This is a genomic window from Psychroflexus salarius, from assembly GCF_900129035.1.
GTDB lineage: Bacteria > Bacteroidota > Bacteroidia > Flavobacteriales > Flavobacteriaceae > Psychroflexus > Psychroflexus salarius.
Window position 1 is genome coordinate 358,880 of the sequence record NZ_FQTW01000001.1, and the last position, 20,128, is coordinate 379,007.

The 20,128-nt window shown below is 32.6% G+C and carries 17 protein-coding genes; 11 read left to right on the forward strand and 6 right to left on the reverse strand.

From position 1 onward, the window contains the following. Nucleotides 1–19 precede the first annotated feature (19 nt). The 5 genes from BUB82_RS01675 to BUB82_RS01695 all read right to left on the reverse strand — a co-directional run bounded on the left by BUB82_RS01675 (nucleotide 20) and on the right by BUB82_RS01695 (nucleotide 5,243). A complete protein-coding gene (locus BUB82_RS01675) occupies nucleotides 20–973 on the reverse strand; it encodes a LysR substrate-binding domain-containing protein (protein WP_073191128.1) in 954 nt (317 codons plus the stop codon). An 89-nt stretch (nucleotides 974–1,062) separates the two neighbouring features. After that, a complete protein-coding gene (gene cdaA, locus BUB82_RS01680; RefSeq protein ID WP_073191131.1) occupies nucleotides 1,063–1,839 on the reverse strand; it encodes a diadenylate cyclase CdaA in 777 nt (258 codons plus the stop codon). Further along, nucleotides 1,829–2,668 carry a dihydropteroate synthase gene (gene folP / locus BUB82_RS01685; RefSeq protein WP_073191135.1) on the reverse strand — a complete coding sequence of 280 codons (840 nt, stop codon included), beginning with the start codon at nucleotides 2,666–2,668 and terminating at the stop codon, nucleotides 1,829–1,831. Before folP ends, cdaA begins: the two co-directional genes overlap by 11 nt. Continuing rightward, complete coding sequence (locus BUB82_RS01690) at nucleotides 2,668–3,213, reverse strand: hypothetical protein (RefSeq protein ID WP_143185625.1); 546 nt, start codon at nucleotides 3,211–3,213, stop codon at nucleotides 2,668–2,670. Before BUB82_RS01690 ends, folP begins: the two co-directional genes overlap by 1 nt. Nucleotides 3,214–3,266: 53 nt before the next feature. Continuing rightward, nucleotides 3,267–5,243 carry an alpha-ketoacid dehydrogenase subunit alpha/beta gene (locus BUB82_RS01695; RefSeq protein ID WP_073191141.1) on the reverse strand — a complete coding sequence of 659 codons (1,977 nt, stop codon included), beginning with the start codon at nucleotides 5,241–5,243 and terminating at the stop codon, nucleotides 3,267–3,269. A 153-nt stretch (nucleotides 5,244–5,396) separates the two neighbouring features. Here BUB82_RS01695 and BUB82_RS01700 point away from each other — a divergent pair, with 153 nt between their 5' ends. Genes BUB82_RS01700 through BUB82_RS01720 form a run of 5 tightly spaced genes read left to right on the forward strand, consistent with a single transcriptional unit; the run spans nucleotide 5,397 to nucleotide 8,674 of the window. Beyond that, the gene (locus BUB82_RS01700; protein ID WP_073191145.1) at nucleotides 5,397–6,353 is read left to right on the forward strand and encodes an isopenicillin N synthase family dioxygenase; all 957 of its coding nucleotides are present in this window, start codon (nucleotides 5,397–5,399) and stop codon (nucleotides 6,351–6,353) included. A gap of 6 nt (nucleotides 6,354–6,359) precedes the next feature. Then, nucleotides 6,360–6,701, forward strand: coding sequence for a translation initiation factor (locus tag BUB82_RS01705; protein WP_073191148.1), 342 nt, complete (start codon nucleotides 6,360–6,362; stop codon nucleotides 6,699–6,701). 13 nt (nucleotides 6,702–6,714) lie between these two features. Continuing rightward, nucleotides 6,715–6,927: an alkylphosphonate utilization protein gene (locus BUB82_RS01710; protein ID WP_073191152.1), complete on the forward strand. Its 213-nt coding sequence runs from the start codon at nucleotides 6,715–6,717 to the stop codon at nucleotides 6,925–6,927. A gap of 3 nt (nucleotides 6,928–6,930) precedes the next feature. After that, a complete protein-coding gene (locus tag BUB82_RS01715; protein ID WP_073191155.1) occupies nucleotides 6,931–7,803 on the forward strand; it encodes a nucleoside phosphorylase in 873 nt (290 codons plus the stop codon). A 19-nt stretch (nucleotides 7,804–7,822) separates the two neighbouring features. Then, nucleotides 7,823–8,674 (forward strand): substrate-binding domain-containing protein, encoded by an 852-nt coding sequence (locus tag BUB82_RS01720; RefSeq protein ID WP_073191158.1) that lies wholly within the window; start codon nucleotides 7,823–7,825, stop codon nucleotides 8,672–8,674. Nucleotides 8,675–8,905: 231 nt separating this feature from the next. Here the strand turns inward: BUB82_RS01720 and ung are convergent, their stop codons facing one another. Beyond that, nucleotides 8,906–9,574 (reverse strand): uracil-DNA glycosylase, encoded by a 669-nt coding sequence (gene ung, locus BUB82_RS01725; protein ID WP_073191161.1) that lies wholly within the window; start codon nucleotides 9,572–9,574, stop codon nucleotides 8,906–8,908. A gap of 39 nt (nucleotides 9,575–9,613) precedes the next feature. Here ung and BUB82_RS01730 point away from each other — a divergent pair, with 39 nt between their 5' ends. The 6 genes from BUB82_RS01730 (at nucleotide 9,614) to BUB82_RS01755 (ending at nucleotide 20,047) form a co-directional block, all read left to right on the forward strand. Continuing rightward, nucleotides 9,614–11,785, forward strand: coding sequence for an endonuclease MutS2 (locus tag BUB82_RS01730; RefSeq protein WP_073191164.1), 2,172 nt, complete (start codon nucleotides 9,614–9,616; stop codon nucleotides 11,783–11,785). A gap of 1 nt (nucleotide 11,786) precedes the next feature. After that, nucleotides 11,787–12,197 (forward strand): thiol-disulfide oxidoreductase DCC family protein, encoded by a 411-nt coding sequence (locus BUB82_RS01735; protein ID WP_073191168.1) that lies wholly within the window; start codon nucleotides 11,787–11,789, stop codon nucleotides 12,195–12,197. Between the two features lie 245 nt (nucleotides 12,198–12,442). Further along, nucleotides 12,443–15,283 (forward strand): excinuclease ABC subunit UvrA, encoded by a 2,841-nt coding sequence (gene uvrA, locus BUB82_RS01740; RefSeq protein ID WP_073191171.1) that lies wholly within the window; start codon nucleotides 12,443–12,445, stop codon nucleotides 15,281–15,283. A gap of 20 nt (nucleotides 15,284–15,303) precedes the next feature. Beyond that, entirely contained in the window at nucleotides 15,304–15,990 is a 687-nt protein-coding gene (locus BUB82_RS01745; RefSeq protein ID WP_073191174.1) for an LOG family protein, read from the forward strand. A gap of 3 nt (nucleotides 15,991–15,993) precedes the next feature. Continuing rightward, on the forward strand, nucleotides 15,994–17,238 hold the full coding sequence (locus BUB82_RS01750; protein WP_073191177.1) for an endonuclease/exonuclease/phosphatase family protein: 1,245 nt from the start codon (nucleotides 15,994–15,996) through the stop codon (nucleotides 17,236–17,238). 1 nt (nucleotide 17,239) lies between these two features. After that, nucleotides 17,240–20,047: a gluzincin family metallopeptidase gene (locus tag BUB82_RS01755; RefSeq protein ID WP_073191180.1), complete on the forward strand. Its 2,808-nt coding sequence runs from the start codon at nucleotides 17,240–17,242 to the stop codon at nucleotides 20,045–20,047. Nucleotides 20,048–20,128: the final 81 nt, after the last annotated feature.

The window sequence follows — 20,128 nt, forward strand, 5'->3', positions numbered from 1 at the left end:
TCAGGTGGCAATTATCTAACTATTTAAGCTTAGAATTTTGAATGGGACTGATTATTTTGACATCCTGAAATTTTATTGCACCTTTAACAACTCCTGAAATGACTTGTTTTAAAGCTTCAATCAAATGACTTTTAAGTTCGTTTTTATGGTGAATAATACTAATTTCTCTGGCTGGATTGGGCTTTTCAAAGTAGCGTAAATTTTGTTTTTGCTTCTCTGGTAAATCCATAGTGTGCAGATAAGGTAAAAGTGTCATGCCTAGGCCTTCATCTGATAGTCTTGTCAGGGTTTCAAAACTTCCACTTTCAAGATGAAATGCTTTTGTATTTTCTACATAGCTTACATTTTTACATAGATTTAAAATACTATCCTTAAAACAATGCCCATCTTCTAATAGTAAAATTTCTTCTGGGTCTAATTGATTGACCTTAATATAGTCTTGCTGATGAAACTTATGGTTAGGTGGCACGTAGGCTACAAAAGGTTCATAGTATAACGGTTTTTCTACTAGAGCGTCATTATCTAAAGGAGAAGCAGCAATTCCGGCATCTAAGTGACCTTCTTTAATGCGGTCTATAATGACATCTGTTGTCATTTCTTCAATTTTTAATTGAACTTTTGGGTACTTATTGACAAAATTCTTCAAAAACATAGGAAGCAAGGTTGGCATTACAGTTGAAATAATGCCTATTCTAAATTCACCTCCGATGTAGCCTTTTTGCTGTTCAACAATGTCAGCAATTCGATTACTTTCATTTACAATATTCTTGGCTTGATTAATAATTTGAATACCAACTGAAGTTAGCTCTATAGGCTTTTTAGAACGGTTAAAAATTTTTACGTCTAACTCTTCTTCAAGCTTTTGAACTTGCATACTTAAAGTTGGTTGTGTAACAAATACTTTTTCGGCTGCTTTAGTGAAATTTTTGTATTCGGCTACGGCTAATACGTATTGTAATTGGGTAATTGTCATATTTTCAAAACTTATTGCTAAGCTTCAAAGGTATAATTTTTTCTTATGAAATGAATAAATTGAAATTATTTACTGGCTAAATTCAATAGTTATTGCAAGTCAGCTTTTAGTTTTTTCTGCAGATCATCGTAATTATCATAAATCGCAAATTCGCCATTTTTAAGATATGAAACTTGGCCGTTTTCTTCACTAACCACGATAGCTAATGCATCAGTTTTTTCGGTGATACCAACAGCAGCGCGATGACGCAGACCAAACCGCAATGGAATTTCACGACTATTTGAGACTGGTAAAATAACTCTTGTTGCTGTTATTTTATTACCTTCAATTATAATAGCGCCATCGTGTAATGTAGAGTTTTTGAAAAAGATGGATTGTAATATAGGTTTGTTGATTAAAATATCCATTTCATCTCCTGAATCTTTCACAAAATCAAGTTGTGTATTCCTTTGAAAAACCATGAGAGCTCCAGTTCTTTTTTTTGATAAATCTTTAACTGCTTTTATAATTTCAGAGAGATATTTAGAGTCATTTTCTGTTTCATTTAAATTAAACGACCTAAGAAAAATATTTTTACTGGTCAAGTTTGTTGAGCCCAACATTAATAAAAATTTACGGATTTCTTGTTGAAATACAACCACTAAAGCAATCATACCAACGCCAATAAATTCGCCTAAAACACTGCTTAACATTTCCATCTTAAGTAAAGCAGTTAACTTACCTAAAAGGTAAATTATAACAATACCAATAAAGATATTGATGGCAGCCGAACCACGGACTAATTTATACAGATAATAAAGCATAATCGCCACAAAAACGATATCTAAAACATCTAAAATCCCTATTTCTAAAAAATCAAATTTCATCAAGCGAGCCTAATCTATTGTATAAATCTATCGTTTCTTTAGCTTCTTTAACATCGTGAACTCTTAAAATTTTTGCTCCTTTTTGTAAAGCAATCATATTTAGTGCTGTTGTACCGTTTAAAGCTTCTTTAGCAGAAGTCTTTAAAGTTTTGTAAATCATTGATTTACGAGACAAACCGATTAACATTGGTAAGCCTTGTATTTGCAATAACTCAAGTTTACTTAACAATTCAAAATTTTGATCAATGTTCTTAGCAAATCCAAAGCCAGGATCTATTATAATATCATGAATACCTGCTTTTTGAGCCTTAGCAATGTTAATGGAGAAGTAATGACGTATTTCGACAAGTAAATCATCATAAGTTGTTAAGGACTTCATGTTTTGCGGTGTTCCCTTCATATGCATCATCACGTATGGCACTTGATATTTAGCCACAACGTCATACATTTTTAAGTCAAGATTTCCTCCTGAAATATCATTAATTATAGCGGCGCCTTCATTTAAAGCAGCATCTACAACTTGAGATCGAAAAGTATCAATAGAAAATAATACTTCAGGAAATTCTTTTCGAAGAAGCTTCAATACAGGAATAAGTCGGTTTAACTCCTCTTCTACTGAAATATCAACAGCACCAGGTTTCGAACTATAAGCGCCCAAATCAATAAATGTAGCGCCTTCAATTAGCATTTTTTCAACTTGTTGAGTAATTTGAAGTTCGTTTTTGAATTTACCACCATCGTAAAATGAATCTGGTGTCAAATTCAATATCCCCATTACTTTGGGTTGTGTTAAGCTTATTAACTCACCTTTACAATTTATAGAAGTCATTAATTTTTAGTTTGCTCAATAGCTTTAGAAATTAAAAAATCGTTGGCTACAAAGCCTATTTCTAGATGTGATTGATTTTTGCTCTGACCAGAATTTAAAACAATTACCGATATTTTTTTTGATTCTGCTTTTGAGATTAAGTCTTCAATTTGTTGCGTTGATAAATCTTTTTGATCTATAATTAAATTAAAATTGTAAGTTGAAGTATAATCTAACACTTTATCCAAGACTTCAGTTTTAATTTGTGTTGAAGTCATAAACTCAACACCTTCAGCAACCCGATTAATTGAAGCCTTTGGGAAATCTTGCTGAAGTTCTTTAGCAAAAACATCCATTTGGTTACCAACAAATGCCCCAGAAACTCCACCGATGGACTGATCTGAAATAAAATCAATCACTGTAATTATTTCAGTCTCAATTTCTGGTTTTTCAATGGCTTTTTTTTCTTTAATTACAGGGTTCGGTTGACCAACTGATGGTTTAGTTGTACTACATGATGTTAAACTCATGCTTAATATACAAATAAATAATACTACTAATTTCATTGATTTCAATTTATAATCAAATATACATATATCAAGGTTAAAAGTCTTCGTATTTAATAATTTACTAAGTCTTCTATGCTTTTATTAAGTCTTGATTTACCTAAAAACTGAGTTTCTAAAGCCTGCGCAAAAGGTACTGGCGTTGGTAAGCTTGATACAATTTTTATTGGTCCGTCAAGATATTCAAAACATTGGTCTGAAATTAATGCTGAAATATCTGAAGCAACACCGCCAAAACTTGTGTCTTCTTGCACAATTAGTAATTTTCCTGTTTTTTTAACAGAATTAATAATAGCTTCTTCATCAAGTGGTGCTAAAGTCCTTAAATCCAGCACATCAGCTTCAACATGATCTAATTCTTCAAGACTTTCTAAAACCCAATGCACAGCAGCACCGAAAGAGATAATACTAATTTGATGACCTTCTTTTAGATGATTTGCTTTTCCTAATGGTAAAGTCGTGTAATTTTCAGAAACATCACCTCTCACGCTTCTATACAGCGCTTTATGCTCAAAGAACAAAACAGGATTTGGGTCTTCTATCGAAGCTGCTAATAAAGCTTTAGCATCTTCTGGAAAAGCAGGGTAAACAACTTTTAATCCTGGTGTTTTAGTAAACCAAGCTTCATTGGTTTGGCTATGAAAAGGTCCTGCGCCAACACCTGCACCACAAGGCATTCTGACCACAACATCGGCATGTTGATTCCACCTGTAATGCACTTTTGCCAAATAATTTACAATCGGGTTAAAACCAGAACTCACAAAATCAGCAAACTGCATTTCAACAACAGCTTTCATGCCGTTAATTGACAATCCCATTGCTGCTGAAACAATAGCCGATTCACAAATAGGTGTATTTCTAACGCGTTCTTTACCAAACTGCTCTACAAAGCCTTCGGTAATTTTAAAAACGCCACCATACTCAGCGACATCTTGCCCCATAATCACCAAATTATCAAACTTTTGCATGCTTTGCTGAAGTGAATTTCTTATAGCATCTACAAATCTAATATGTGTAGTGACTTCAGATTTAGGTGAAGGCTCTAAGGAAAAAGATTTATAAACATCAGCTAGTTCATCTTCAACCGAAGAACTGATGGCTGGTGCCTTAAAAGCGATATCTAAATGTTCTGTAATTTCTTTAATAATTTTAGTTGAAAATTCTTGTTTTTGCTTTGGCGTTAATAGATTGGCTTTGATTAAAGCTTCTTCGTAATTATCAATCGGATCTTTAGATTTCCAATACGCCATTAAATCATCTGGAACATATTTAGTACCGCTTGCTTCTTCATGACCACGACGTCTAAAAGTTTTAAATTCGATTAAAACTGGACGCTGATTTTCGCGCATTGAAGTTGCAATTTCATTAAGTTTAGTGTAAACTTCAACAATATTATTACCATCAATAATATGAGCTTCCATGCCATAAGCTTGACCTCTATCGGCGATATGCTCACATTTAAATTGCTCTTCCGTAGGTGTTGACAAACCGTAACCATTATTTTCAACACAAAACAAAACAGGTAATGACCAAACTGAAGCTACATTTAGAGCTTCGTGAAAATCGCCTTCGCTTGTACCACCTTCACCAGTAAATACAGCTGTAATTTTATTTTTTTCACGCAATTTATGGGCTAGAGCAATACCATCGGCAACACCTAATTGTGGCCCTAAATGCGATATCATGCCAATTATTTTAAACTCTTGTGTTCCAAAATGAAAACTACGATCTCTACCTTTAGTAAAACCGTTGGCCTTACCTTGCCATTGTTCAAATAAGCGGTAAAGCGGTATTTTACGTTCGGTAAATACCCCTAAATTTCGATGCATTGGTAATATATATTCGTCTTGGTTTAAAACCTGTGTTACACCAACAGCAATGGCTTCTTGACCAATACCACTAAACCATTTTGAAATTTTGCCTTGACGCAAAAGCGTTAGCATTTTTGTTTCGATTAAACGTGGCTTAAGCATTGCTTTATATAACTCAATCGCTTTTTCTGGCGATAATAAATCAAGTTGAAAATTCATATAATTATAATTTGTAATTTCAAAAGTAAATGAAATTATAAGTTTTTTAAAGAAACATTCAACATATTGTAGAATTAATAACTTCATGCTTTAAATCAACTTACTTTATAATATTTCATTAAATTTGTATTCTTTAAATTTTACTTTATGTCAATGACTAACATACCAAGCGTTGATTTAGCAGATTTTTTATCTGAAGATCCAAAACGCAAGCAAAAATTTGTGAATGAAATTGGAACTGCTTACGAAGAAATCGGTTTTGTAGCTCTTAAAAACCATTTCTTAGACGAGAAATTAGTCAGCAGTTTATATACTGAAGTTAAATCGTTTTTTGACTTACCTGAAGATACAAAGAAAAAATATGAGCGTGAAGACATTGGCGGTCAACGTGGCTATGTTTCATTTGGGAAAGAACACGCAAAAGGCCAAAAGAAAGGAGATTTAAAAGAGTTTTGGCATTTTGGCCAAGAACCTGATGAAGATGCTCAACTTACTGAAGAGTATCCAGAAAATATTAAAGTTGATGAGTTAGATCACTTCAATGAAGTTGGCATGAAAGCATATAAAATGCTTGAAAAAACAGGCATTTATGTATTAAGAGCTTTAGCGCTTCATATTGGTATTAAAGAAAACTATTTTGATTATTGGGCAAGTAATGGAAATTCAATTCTTAGACCAATTCATTACCCACCAATTACCGAAGAACCTCAAGGCGCAGTTAGAGCTGGCGCTCATGGAGATATCAACTTAATAACGCTGTTAATGGGCGCATCAACTGGCGGCTTACAAGTACAACGCAAAGATGGTGAATGGATTGATGCTATCCCAAATGAAGATGAACTTGTGATTAATGTTGGCGATATGTTAGAGCGTCATACCAATAACAAATTACGCTCAACAATTCACCGCGTCGTCAACCCACCGAAAGATCAATGGGATCAGCCACGCTATTCTATTCCGTTTTTTATGCACCCAAGAAGTGAAATGAAACTAGATTGTCTAGAAGAATGTATTTCTGAAGAAAATCCAAAACAGTATGAAGATATTACAGCTGGCGAATTTTTACACCAACGCTTAGTTGAAATTGGGCTGATTAAACCAGAGAAATAAAAGGTTATGGATTTACAAGACCAGTTGAAGAAATTGTTCCCTGACCATGAACCCAATCACCAAGATGAAGTCTCAGATGAAAGCAAATTAACTGAACTTGACATATGGCTTCAGGACAGGCCTTTACATTGTAAATTTGAAAAACGAAAAGGCAAAGTAAATACGATTATTGAAGGTTACAACGGTGCTAAAAAAGACTTCAAAAACTTAACAAAGTTACTTCAAAAAGAATGTGGTGTTGGTGGAAGCTTTAAAAATGAAATGATTATAATTCAAGGTGATTTTAGAGACAAAATTATGCAAGTTCTCAATGAAATTGGCTTTAAAACAAAACGCGTAGGCGGATAATCTAAATTTTCTTATGACTGTAAAAGATGCTAATGGTAACACCTTAGAAGAAGGTGATGCTGTAACTTTGGTAAAAGATTTAAAAGTTAAGGGAACTTCAACAACCCTAAAAAGAGGCACTAGTTTTAAAAATATTCAATTAACGAATAATTCAACCGAAATAGAATGCCGGAATAAAAAAATAAAAGGTTTAGTCCTCAAAACTCAATTTGTAAAAAAAGCTTAGTTTATGGCTATAAAAGATTCAGAATTAATTTTAAATCCTGATGGTAGCATTTATCATCTTAATTTGAAACCAGAAAACATCGCCGATACTATTATTACGGTTGGCGATCAAGATCGTGTTGAAAAAGTAACTGATTTCTTTGACGAAGTTGTTTTTGAAACACAAAAAAGAGAGTTTAAAACACAAACAGGTTTCTATAAAGGTAAAAAACTAACAGTAATATCAACAGGTATTGGGATAGACAACATAGACATTGTTATTAACGAGCTCGATGCCTTAGCAAATATTAATCTTGAAACACGCGAGATTAAACCTAACCATCACAAGCTTAATTTTTTACGTATTGGAACATCAGGTGGCATTCAACCAGAAGTTGGCTTAGATAAATTTGTTATGGGCAAAGCTGGAGTTGGTTTTGACGGTTTATTACATTATTACAAAAATGAAGCTTTTAATATAAAAGCTACGGCAAGACTAAATGAGCATTTAAACATATCACCTAAAAAACCGACGCCTTATATTGTTGATTGCGACTTAGAGCTAGCTTCTATCTTTGAAAATAAACCGCAAGTAATTAGTGGTTATACAGGAACAAATCTAGGTTTTTATGGACCGCAAGGTCGTAAATTAAGGTTAGAACTTGAAGATCCTGATTTTATAGATCAACTTGCAAGTTTTAAACACAATGATTATAAAATCACAAATTTAGAAATGGAAACTAGCGCCATTTATAGCTTAGCAAAAATGCTGGGTCATGGCGCATTATCATTGAACGCCATTATAGCAAATCGCGCAAATGGAGAATTTAGCCAAGATCCAAAAGCAGCTGTTAAAAAATTAATCAAATTTACTTTAGATCAATTAGCATTACATTAAACTGCTTAAAATATCCTACATGCTAAAACTAAAAATTGGTGGCGTACCTGAGCATTTTAACTATCCTTGGCTTCATGCGATCAACCATAATTTATTCAATCACACGAACTACCAATTACAATTTCAATTTCAAAAAGGTGGCACAGGCGAAATGATTGAAGAGCTAGAAAATAAAAATCTAGATCTAGCTATCATGTTAACTGAAGGTGCTATTTTAAAAATAAATAAGGGAACCAATTTTAGGATTCTTCAAAAATACGTCGAAACACCACTACTTTGGGGAATTCATGTTGCTGCAAATTCTTCATATAAACAAATTTCTGATTTAGAATCTAGCACAATTGCTATCAGCAGGTATGGTTCTGGCTCACACTTAATGGCAGTTGTTAATGCCAAACAAAACAATTGGGATATTTCTAAACTGAATTATAAAGTTTGCGATAATCTAGATAATGCAGTTTCAAGTCTTGAAAATAAAACATCAGATTATTTAATGTGGGAACATTTTACAACAAAGCCGCTAGTTGATCAAGGTATTCTAAGACGACTTGATGATTGCCCAACGCCTTGGCCTTGTTTTGTAATTGTTTGTCGTGAATCAATTTATCAAACCTATCCAGAAGAAATAAAACATCTACAAGAAAAACTTCATTATAGTATTAAAACGCTAAGAAATGATAAATTTTTAGCAGAAAAAATTGCTTCAAAATTTAATCAAAGAATAGATGATGTTAAACAATGGATTAAAATAACTGAATGGAGTAACCAACAACAATTATCTAAAACTGAAATTAATCAAGTACAGCATCAACTTAAGGAACTCAACTTACTTGATTCTATCTTAAATTATGAAAATTTTATATTAAGTTAAGTTTAGACGCAACCTTTTAAAAAAAATTCATCTTATGTATAAATCTGTTAATAAATGCTGAGTACCATTTTAATAATTTTAGGCACCTTACTACTCATAAATTTACTGCTTTTAATATTTAGCTCAAATAGTAAAAGCAAAAAATCCACTAAAACCAAAATTAAACTTAACGGTCCTAAATCTTTGGCTAAAAGTAAAAAAACAAAATACGTTCTATACGCAGACAAGTAATTACCACTTTATTGTTTGTTTTTGGTGTGAATTTAAAAATGAGTTGGTAGTTGAAAAATGCCTATTCCCAAACCAATAGCCACGATTGGCACTTAGAGGTGATGGATGACCACTTGTTAACACCAAATGTTGATCTGCATTAATTAGCCTAGCTTTTTTCTTGGCAAAACCACCCCAAAGTAAAAATACGAGCTGTTCTTTTTCATTAGATAATTTTTTAATTACAGTATCTGTAAACACTTCCCAACCCTTATTTTGATGACTTCCTGCTTCATTTGCACGTACAGTTAGTGTTGCATTTAAAAGTAAAACGCCTTGTCTTGCCCAATGATTTAGATTACCATGATTAGGAATTTCAAAATCTTTTATGTCCGTTTTTAATTCACGGAAAATATTTTGCAATGAAGGTGGAATCTTGATGCCTTCTGGAACCGAAAATGCCAGGCCATGTGCTTGGTTTTTACCGTGATAAGGATCTTGACCCAAAATAATAACTTTGGTAGCTTCTAAATCACACAATTCAAATGCGTTAAAAATATCTCTACCTTTAGGAAAACAAGTATAGTTTTTATATTCACTCTTTACAAATTTTGCTAAACTTTTAAAATAAGGCTTTTCAAATTCATCTTTTAAGAAAGATTTCCAATTTGAATTAATAGCGACATCCATGTTTTAAGTAATTTTGTAAAAGTTGATTTGAACAAACTTATGACAAATATTGAAGAAAAAGCTTTACAAGATTTAGAATTTAACATAGTTACTCAGCAGCTTTCTGAGTTTTGTGTTACAGACATAGGAAAAGCAAAAGCACAAAAACTTCAACCCTATTCTAAGCAACAACAAATCTTATATCAAATTGATCTTACAAAAGAATACAAATCATCTGAACTAGAAGATCATTCAATACCTAATCATGGTTTCGATGCCATTTCAGAAGACGTGAAACTTCTAAAAATTGAAGGTTCAAAACTAGAGTTATTAGGTTTCAGGCGTTTACATTCAATTTCAGTAACTACAAATATTCACCTTAAATTCTTCCATAAATATCAACCCATTTATCCTAAGTTACACTCTAAGTCACAACAAATTACGTATACTGAAGATGCAATTTTGGCCATTGAAAAAGTTGTAAATCGATTTGGTGAAATAAAAGATACCGCTTCTAACGAACTAGCATCGATAAGACGTGGTATCAATATTTTAAAAGGTAAAGTCAATTCAAGTTTCAGTAAAGCCTTGTCCAGATATAGCAGTTATGGCTATTTAAGTGACATTAAAGAGTCTATTGTAGATAATGTGCGTGTTTTAGCCGTACCAGCAATGCATAAACGCAAAGTAAAAGGTAGTATGTTAGGCAGCTCTAAGTCTGGTAGCCTGATTTATATACAGCCCGAAGAAACCCATGAAGCCGAACGCGAGCTCAGCAATTTACTGTATGAAGAAAAAGAGGAAATCAATAAAATTTTACGTGAACTTACCGAATTTATTAGACCATTTGCAGATTTATTTCTAAGCTACCAAAATTACTTAAGCGATATTGATGTAATTGCTGCTAAAATTAAATATGCTGAGCTCTACAACGGTGTTATGCCAAAGATTTCAACTGAAAAAGAAATCTATTTAAAAGAAGCATATCATCCACTTCTACTTATTAATCATAATAAAATTAATAAGAAAACTTACCCGCAAGACATCAGTTTGAACAAGAAAATGCAAATTATTGTTATCTCAGGTCCAAATGCAGGTGGTAAAAGTATAACTCTAAAAACAGTTGGTTTACTGCAGTTAATGCTTCAAAGCGCGATGATGCTTCCGGTACATGAATTTTCACGCATCAGTATTTTTGATAAAATTTTAACTGATATCGGTGATAACCAAAGCATAGAAAATCATTTAAGCACCTACAGTTACCGTCTTAAGAATATGCGTAAATTTTTAAAAACTTGTAATGCCAAAACCTTATTTTTAATTGATGAATTTGGTACAGGAACCGATCCTGAATTAGGTGGTGCACTAGCTGAAACTTTTTTAGAAGTTTTTTACGAAAAAGGCGCTTATGGCATTATTACAACACACTACGCCAACCTCAAAATGATGGCTAATGAAGAAAATGCTATTGTAAACGCAAATATGATGTTTGATGGCAAAAGTTTAGAACCAATTTTTAAATTGAAGTTAGGCGAAGCTGGAAGTTCATTCACCTTTGAAGTTGCCCAAAAAAATGGCATTCCGTATAGTTTAATCAATCGCTCTAAAAAGAAGGTAGAACGCGGAAAAATCAGATTCGATAAAAGCATTGCTAAACTTCAACAAGAACGCTCAAAATTGGCTAAAACAACTTCTAAATTAGAGTCTAAAGCCTCAAAAGCCGACGAAGAACAAAAACGTCTAGATGAAATAAATGCTAAAATTCAACAAAAACTAGAAAGCTATCAAGAGTTATATGATAGCAATCAGCACATGATTCGATTAGGCGAGAAATTAAATACCTTAGGTTTAAAATATTTCAATAATAAAAACAAACGCCAACTATATTCTGGTATTTTAAGCATCGTAGAAAAGGAAAATGCAAAGCGAATTAAACAATCAAAAAAAGAGGAAAAACGAAAACAACAAGAAGAAAAGCAAGTTAAAACTGAAGTCGAAAACAAAATCAGTAAAATTCGCAATAAAAAGAAACAACTTAAAAAAACAGCGTCTAAAACCGAAAACAAGCCCAAACCAAAGCCTAAATTATATCTTGGCGATAGTGTTAGAATGGAAGATGGCAGAGCTGTTGGTACTATAGACAAAATTGAAAAAAATAAAGCTGTTGTTAACTATGGTGCATTTACCACAAGCGTTTCTGTAGATCAACTAGAATTGGTTAAACGAAAGTAAAATGAAAGTCCCTGAAGACAAATGTATTGTATTATTTGACGGCGTTTGCAATTTATGCAACTCTGCTGTACAAACTATCATTAAATACGATAAGAAAAACAAATTTGTATTTGCAAGTTTACAGAGTGAAATTGGTAAGCATTTACTAAGCGAACGCGGCATTAATACAAAAACAACAGATTCAATTGTCTTGATTATTCCTAATGAAGCCTATTTTATTAAATCTGATGCTGCATTAGAAATCGCTAAAAAGTTATCAGGCATTTTTCAATTTTTTGGGGTGTTTAAACTTCTGCCAAAAGGCTTAAGAGATCAGCTTTATGACTTCATCGCTAAAAACCGCTATAAATTATTTGGTCAAAAAGCACAATGCATGATTCCCGAAAAACCTGTAAAACATAAGTTTTTATAAACTAAAAAATCCACCGCAAGAGCGGTGGATTTCCTACCTAACCAAAATATCTCTTTCGAGATAAAACTAACTGTATTTAAAATACAATACAAATTTATATTTAAAATATCAAAAGGCAAAGTATAAACAGAGGTTTAATTTATTTTAAAGACAACTTTAACACCTTAAACAAATCTTAATTTGAATAAGCCGAACCATAACAAACAAAACTTAAGACGGTATTTTAATTACATTTGCAGTTGGCTATGAAAAAAACACAAAATCAACAAATTGAAGTTTATGGTGCTCGCGTTCATAATCTTAAAAATATAGATATAAATATCCCACGTGAGCAACTTGTGGTTATCACAGGTTTATCGGGTTCAGGTAAATCTTCTTTAGCGTTTGACACGATTTATGCTGAAGGACAACGCCGTTATATTGAAACATTTTCGGCCTACGCAAGACAATTTCTCGGTGGCTTAGAGCGTCCAGATGTCGATAAGATTGAAGGCTTATCGCCAGTGATTGCAATTGAGCAGAAAACAACTTCAAAAAGTCCGCGGAGTACAGTTGGTACAATAACTGAAATCTACGATTTTATTAGATTACTTTTTGCTCGGGTTGGTACAGCTTACAGTTACAAAACCAACGAAAAAATGTTGAGTTATAGCGATGAGCAGATTCAGCAAAATATTGTTGATAAGTTTAATAATAAGCACATTAATATTTTAGCACCAATCGTTAAATCGAGAAAAGGCCATTATCGTGAACTTTTTGAACAAATCGCCAAGCAAGGTTTTTTAAAAGTACGCATTGATGGTGAAGTTCGAGACATTGAAAAGGGAATGAAAATCGATCGCTATAAAACGCATGATATCGAAATTGTAGTTGACCGTTTAAAAGTTTCTAAAGATCAAACTAGCCTGAAACGCTTAAAACGAAGTATCTCCACCGCAATGAAACATGGCGATAATGTGTTGATGATTTTAGAGCATAAAACCAATCAACCCCAATTTTTCAGCCGTAATTTAATGTGTCCAACCACTGGCATGTCTTATCCAAATCCCGAGCCTAACAGTTTTTCATTTAATTCACCTAAAGGTGCATGTCAAAAATGTAATGGTATAGGAGAACTTTATGAGGTTAATGTTGACCGAATTATTCCCGATCGAAGTTTATCAATTAAACAAGGTGCTTTAGAACCTCATGGGAAGTTTAAAAAAAGTAATTGGGTATTTAAACAAATTGAAGCCATCTCAGAACACTTCAACTTTAAGCTTGATACAGCAATAAACGATATTCCTTCAGAAGCGCTTCAGGTCATTTTATATGGCGGCAAAGCAAACTTCAAAAAATTTAGTGAAGCTTCTAAGGTTAACAAACGCTTTAGTTACAACTTTGAAGGCGTTGCCAAATTTATCGCGCAAACATTTCATCAAAAAGAATCTTCAGCAAGCTTAAAACGTTGGGCAAAGCAATATATGGACAAAAAAGCATGCGACCAATGTCATGGTTCAAGGCTCAACAAAATTGCAAGACATTATAAATTTATTAACAAAACCATCGAAGATTTAATCTCGATGGATATTGATGAATTATTTTCATTTTTTAATTCCGCTGAAAAACAACTATCAACTTCTGAACTTAAAATTGCTAAAGAAATTATTAAGGAAATTCAAACTCGGCTGAAGTTTTTAGTTGATGTAGGACTTAACTACCTGAATTTAAATCGTGGTTCAAAAACCTTATCTGGCGGTGAAGCTCAGCGTATTAGATTAGCAACACAAATTGGCTCACAGTTAGTTGGTGTCTTGTACATTTTAGACGAACCAAGTATTGGCCTACATCAACGTGATAACGAAAAACTGATCAACTCTCTTGAAGCTTTGCGCGATTTAGGAAATTCTGTTTTAGTTGTTGAACATGATAAAGATATGATAGAACGCGCTAATCATGTAATTGATATCGGTCCGTTTGCTGGCAAAAATGGCGGCGAAATTATCAGTCAAGGTCATCCCAAACATTTACAAAAAGCTTCAACGATGACGGCTGATTATCTGTCGGGTAAAAAGCAGATTGAAATCCCCAAAAAACGCCGAAAAGGCAATGGAAAACATCTGCATTTAGTTGGCGCAAAAGGTAATAATTTAAAAGATGTGTCTGTAAAAATTCCGCTTGGAACTTTAACGCTAGTCACAGGTGTTTCAGGAAGCGGAAAATCAACTTTAATTAATGAAACGCTTTACCCTATTTTAAATAATCACATTTATAATGGGGTAAAAGAACCTTTAAGCTTTAAAACAATTAGAGGTTTAAAACACATTGATAAGGTTATTGATATTAACCAACAACCTATCGGCAGAACGCCTCGTTCTAATCCAGCAACTTACACTGGCGTTTTCAGCGAAATTAGAAACTTATTTACAAAAACACCTGAAGCGCAAATTCGAGGTTATAAACCTGGGCGTTTTAGCTTTAATGTTAAAGGTGGTCGTTGCGAAACTTGTCGTGGTGGCGGTGTAAAAGTGATTGAAATGAACTTCTTGCCTGATGTTTATGTAGAATGCGAAACTTGTATGGGCAAACGCTTTAATCGCGAAACTTTAGAGATGCGTTACAAAGGCAAATCAATTAGTGATGTACTAGAAATGACTATTGATGAAGCTACTGACTTTTTTGAGCCCATCCCAAAAATATACCGAAAACTCAAAACTATTAAAGATGTTGGTTTAGGATATATCACTTTAGGTCAACAAAGCACAACACTTTCTGGTGGTGAAGCGCAACGCATAAAACTAGCAACAGAATTATCTAAACGAAGTACAGGAAATACCTTTTATATTTTAGATGAACCTACAACTGGCTTACATTTTGAAGATATTAGAATATTGATGAATGTGCTACAAAAACTGGTAGATATTGGTAATACTGTTCTTATTATTGAACACAATCTAGACGTCATAAAACTAGCTGATTACATATTTGATATTGGCTATGAAGGTGGCAAAAATGGCGGACAACTAGTTGCTAAAGGAACACCTGAACAAATTATTAAAGACAAAAAGAGTTACACTGCAAGATTCTTGAAAAAAGAGTTAATTTAGCGCTCCTAAAAAATTTAACTATGGTGACTAAACATTATAAAAACTGGAACGAAATAAAGACAAATGATAGCTGGGCATTATTTAAAATAATGAGTGAATTTGTTTATGGATATGAACGTATGAGTGAAATTGGCCCATGTGTTTCTGTTTTTGGTTCTGCACGAATGAAGCCAGGAGATAAATATTATGAACTAGCGACCAAAGTTTCAAACAAAATTGTAGAAAAAGGCTTTGGTGTTATCACTGGCGGCGGACCTGGCATCATGGAAGCTGGCAATAAAGGTGCTTATGAAGGTGGCGGAACTTCAGTTGGATTAAATATAGATTTACCTTTTGAACAACACGATAACCCTTATATTGATCGTGACAAAAATTTAGAATTTGATTACTTTTTTGTTAGAAAAGTGATGTTTGTAAAATATTCACAAGGCTTTGTGGTCATGCCTGGCGGTTTTGGCACTTTGGACGAACTTTTTGAAGCAATTACATTAATACAAACTAAAAAAATTGATGAATTCCCGATAATTTTAGTAGGCAAAGAATTTTGGAGTGGTTTAATAGACTGGATAAAGTCTACACTTTCTGAAAATTTTAAAACTGTAAGTCCGAGTGATCTCGACTTAATTCATTTAGTAGATACTGAAGATGAAGTTGCTAATATATTAGACCAATTTTACAGCAAATTCAACTTAAGCCCTAATTTTTAATACATGCTAAAAAAACGAGTTTTACTGTTTATTGCAGTATGTTTCTTAAATGGTTTCAATCGATTAAACAGTCAAGAAACCATTAAAACAATGTTTTATAATTTATTAAATTTTTCGGAAGCACCGCCAACAGATCGGGCTGATATTTTAAACAATATTTTAGCGACATATCAACCAGATATTTTCATGGTTGCTGAATTACAATCACCAGCTGACCGAGATTTAATTTTAAACAATTCGTTTAATTATACAGGGCAAAACATAACAGCTGCACCATTTGTTTTTAACACTTCAGGTTTTGCTAGTCTTAATCAATTGGTGTTTTATGATGATGATAAAATGACTTTAATTAGTTCGACTCAAATTCAAACTAACATTAGGGATATTAACCATTATAAGTTTGAGCTTTCCACCAATCAAAACGAAATTTTAGATGTTTTTGTGGCACATTTTAAAGCAGCTCAAGGCGATGAAAATGTTCAGGAACGTTTAGCTGAAGCCAATGCATTTATAAATTATGCTTCAAATAATCTCACATCTAATTCTAACGTAATATTCGGAGGTGATTTTAATTTTTATACAGCACAAGAACCCGCTTTTCAGACCATCTTATTTGGTACTCAAAGCCTTTCTTTTTTAGATCCTATTAACAGAATGGGCGATTGGAACAGTAATTTTAATTTTCAAGATGTTCACACCCAAAGTACGAGGTTAAGCAATAATAGCTTTGACAATTTTGGTGCTGGTGGAGGTTTAGATGATCGGTTTGACTTTATTTTTATTTCGGATAATCTAACTTCAGATAGCAACCCAATTCGGTACGCTGAAGGCAGTTATAAAGCCTATGGCAATAATGCTAATTGTTATAATGACAATATTAACTTCAGCAATTGCACTGGAACATTTTCGCAATCACTAAGAGATTTGCTTTATGATATGAGTGACCATTTACCTGTTGTGATGAATCTTGAAATCGACTCTAATTTCTTAGCATCCCAACAATTTCAACTTAATAATTCGGTGAGTTTTTTAGAAGGCAATTTGGTCTCTGAAAGACTTCAACTTCAATTTAATGATAATGTGATTGGTAAAAAACTTCGTATTTACAACCAATTAGGCCAATTAGTCAAACTTCATACAATAGAATCGAATATTGAAAGTTTAGATATTGAATCATTTAATAATGGCTTTTTCTTTCTTAAAATAGAACATTTAGATGGCGCATTAAAATTCATAAAAAACCAATAAATTGAAAACCCAAATTTATATTTTTTGTTGTCTTTTTATAGGTCTAATTAATGCACAGGAACGCCATAAAATTGAAGCAGAAATTTATGGGAATGATAGCTTTAAGCAACTAGACGTTTCTCAAAAAGTCACATATTTCAACAATTCTAAACAGAAATTAGACACCCTATTTTTTTACGACTGGAACAATGCCTTCTCACAAAAAACAAGCCCTTTAGCAAAAAGATTTGCCGAAGAATATACACGAAAATTTCACTTTTCAAGCAAAGAAGAACGTGGCTATACGAAAATAAAAACAGCAAGTATAAATGGTGTTTCAGTTGAAGTTTCTCGTGTTAATCAACAGCCTGATCTAGCTTATATTATTCTTGATAAAGCACTTTTACCAAATCAAAATATTGACATCAATTTCACTTTTAAACTTCAAATACCTGACAAAAAATTTACGAAAGTTGGTTGGTCTGATACAAAGATTAGCTTAAAACATTATTTACTTACACCAGCGATTTTTAATAAAAAATGGATTTTGTATAGTCATAAAGATTTAAACGATTTACCTATACAAGCGATAGATTATAAATTGAAAATTGATGTTCCAAAACACTTAATTCTAAATTCAAGTTTTGAAACTTCAAGGGTTGACTTTAGAGCTGATCGTAACCGTTTTACCCTTATTGAAGCTAATAAGTATAATGCCGATTTATTTTTAACAACTACAAATGAATTTGAAACGGTAAAAACTGACGTAGTCGAAATTATTTCAAATATTGGTGATAGCAATTTAAGGCCTGAAATTAAAGCCATTATTAGTGATCGAATTGCGTTTTTTTTACAAAAGAAAATTGGCAAATTCCCTCACAAAAAAATTATTTTATCTGAAACTGATTACAATCTATCGCCCGTTTATGGTTTAAATCAGTTGCCAGAATTTATCAGACCATTTCCTGATGGGTTTCAATACGACATAAAGCTATTAAAAACCTTTACACGCCAATACTTAAGGCAATTCAAACAAGTTGACTCTCGCCAAGATGCTTGGTTATTAGATGCTATTTGCACCAAACTAATGATAGACTATGTAAAAACCTATTACCCAAACATGAAGCTTTTAGGAAGTTTTAGTGAGTTTTTTGGTGTTAAATGGTTTCACGCCTCAGACTTAAAGTTTAACGATCGGTATCAGTTTATTCACGAAACTATGATTCGTCAAAATTTAAGTCAACCTGCAAATTTACCACTTGACCATCAGCTTAAATTCAATCAACAACTTTCTAATCCCTATAAAATAGGCATAGGACTTGATTATCTATCTGATTATATAGGAACTAAAGCCTTGAACAAAGCTATTAAATTAAGTTTTACCAATGAAGCTTATCAATTTACAGCTCAGGAATTTCAAAAGAACTTAAAACTTCAAACAGAGCAACCAATCGATTGGTTTTTTGACAATTATATTGGAAGCTATAAAGATATCGACTTTAAAATTGGTGAAGTTAAACTTAGCCAAAATTCTACATCTATTGAAGTCGTTAATCTAACCAGAAACCCAATGCCTGTTAAACTAGGTTTGTATGATGATGATACATTTTTGACTTCAATTTGGGTTGAAGCTTTCTCTGAAGAATCAAAAACAATCAAAATTGAAAATAGTAAAACTAATAAGTTTGTAATCAACTACGATTATAAATTACCTGAATTCAACCAAAGAAACAATACAAAACGAAAAGGAAAATTATTAAATAAGCCCATTCAATTTCGATTTTTAGAAGATATTGAAGATCCAGATTATAATCAAGCTTTTGTAATTCCTGAATTTACTTACAATTTATATGACGGTTTAGCGCTAGGAACTAAATTATATAACACGTCTTTACTCCCAAAAAACTTCAGTTATAAAATAAGCCCAAAATACGGTTTAGGAAGTAACGCCTTAGTTGGTTCTGCAGGCTTTGATCATAAGTTATTTTTTAAACAACAGCCACTTTTTCAAATCACTTACGGGTTAAACGGATCTAGGTTTTCTTACAATAACAACTTGTTTTACAATCGCTATTCTGGCTTTTTACAATTCAGTTATCGACCAACAAATTTGAGAGATAATCGCCGGCATTACTTAACGCTTAGATCGGTTAATGTAGACCAAGATGAAAGCCCAATCATTGAAACAGAAGAACCAAATTATAATGTTTTTAATATCAATTACAGTTTTCAAAACAAGAACTTAGATCATTTTTTTACCACAAGTATTGACTACGAAATTGCAAAAAAATTCAGTAAACTATCTGCTTCAGTCCGTTACAGAAAATTATTTAATAATAACCGTCAAATCAATCTCCGATTTTTTACAGGATTATTTTTATTTAATGACAATAATGATTCTGACTATTTTAGTTTTGGTATAGATCGCCCGACTGATTATTTATTTGATTATAATTATTACGGTCGTAGTGAAGATAGTGGCGTATTTAGTCAACAATTTATTATGGCAGACGCTGGATTTAAATCAATTTTTGAAGACCGGTTTGCCAATCAATGGGTTTCAAGTGTTAACATGAGTACAACTATTTGGAACTGGATTTTTGCCTATGGTGATGCTGGTTTTTTTAAAGATTCTGGTAATTCTGCAAAGTTTATTTACGATTCAGGCATTCGACTTAATCTTGTTGAAGATTATTTTGAATTATATTTTCCAGTTTACTCAAATAATGGATGGGAACTTGCTGAAGACGCATATGATCAGCGCATTCGGTTTATTGCCACTTTAGACTTTAAAACCTTGTTAGGTCTATTTAAGCGAAAATGGTACTAAATATTAAAATTTATGTTTTTATCAATAAAAACGATTTTATACTGAAAATACTTCAACAAAACACCAAATAGCGATTTATTT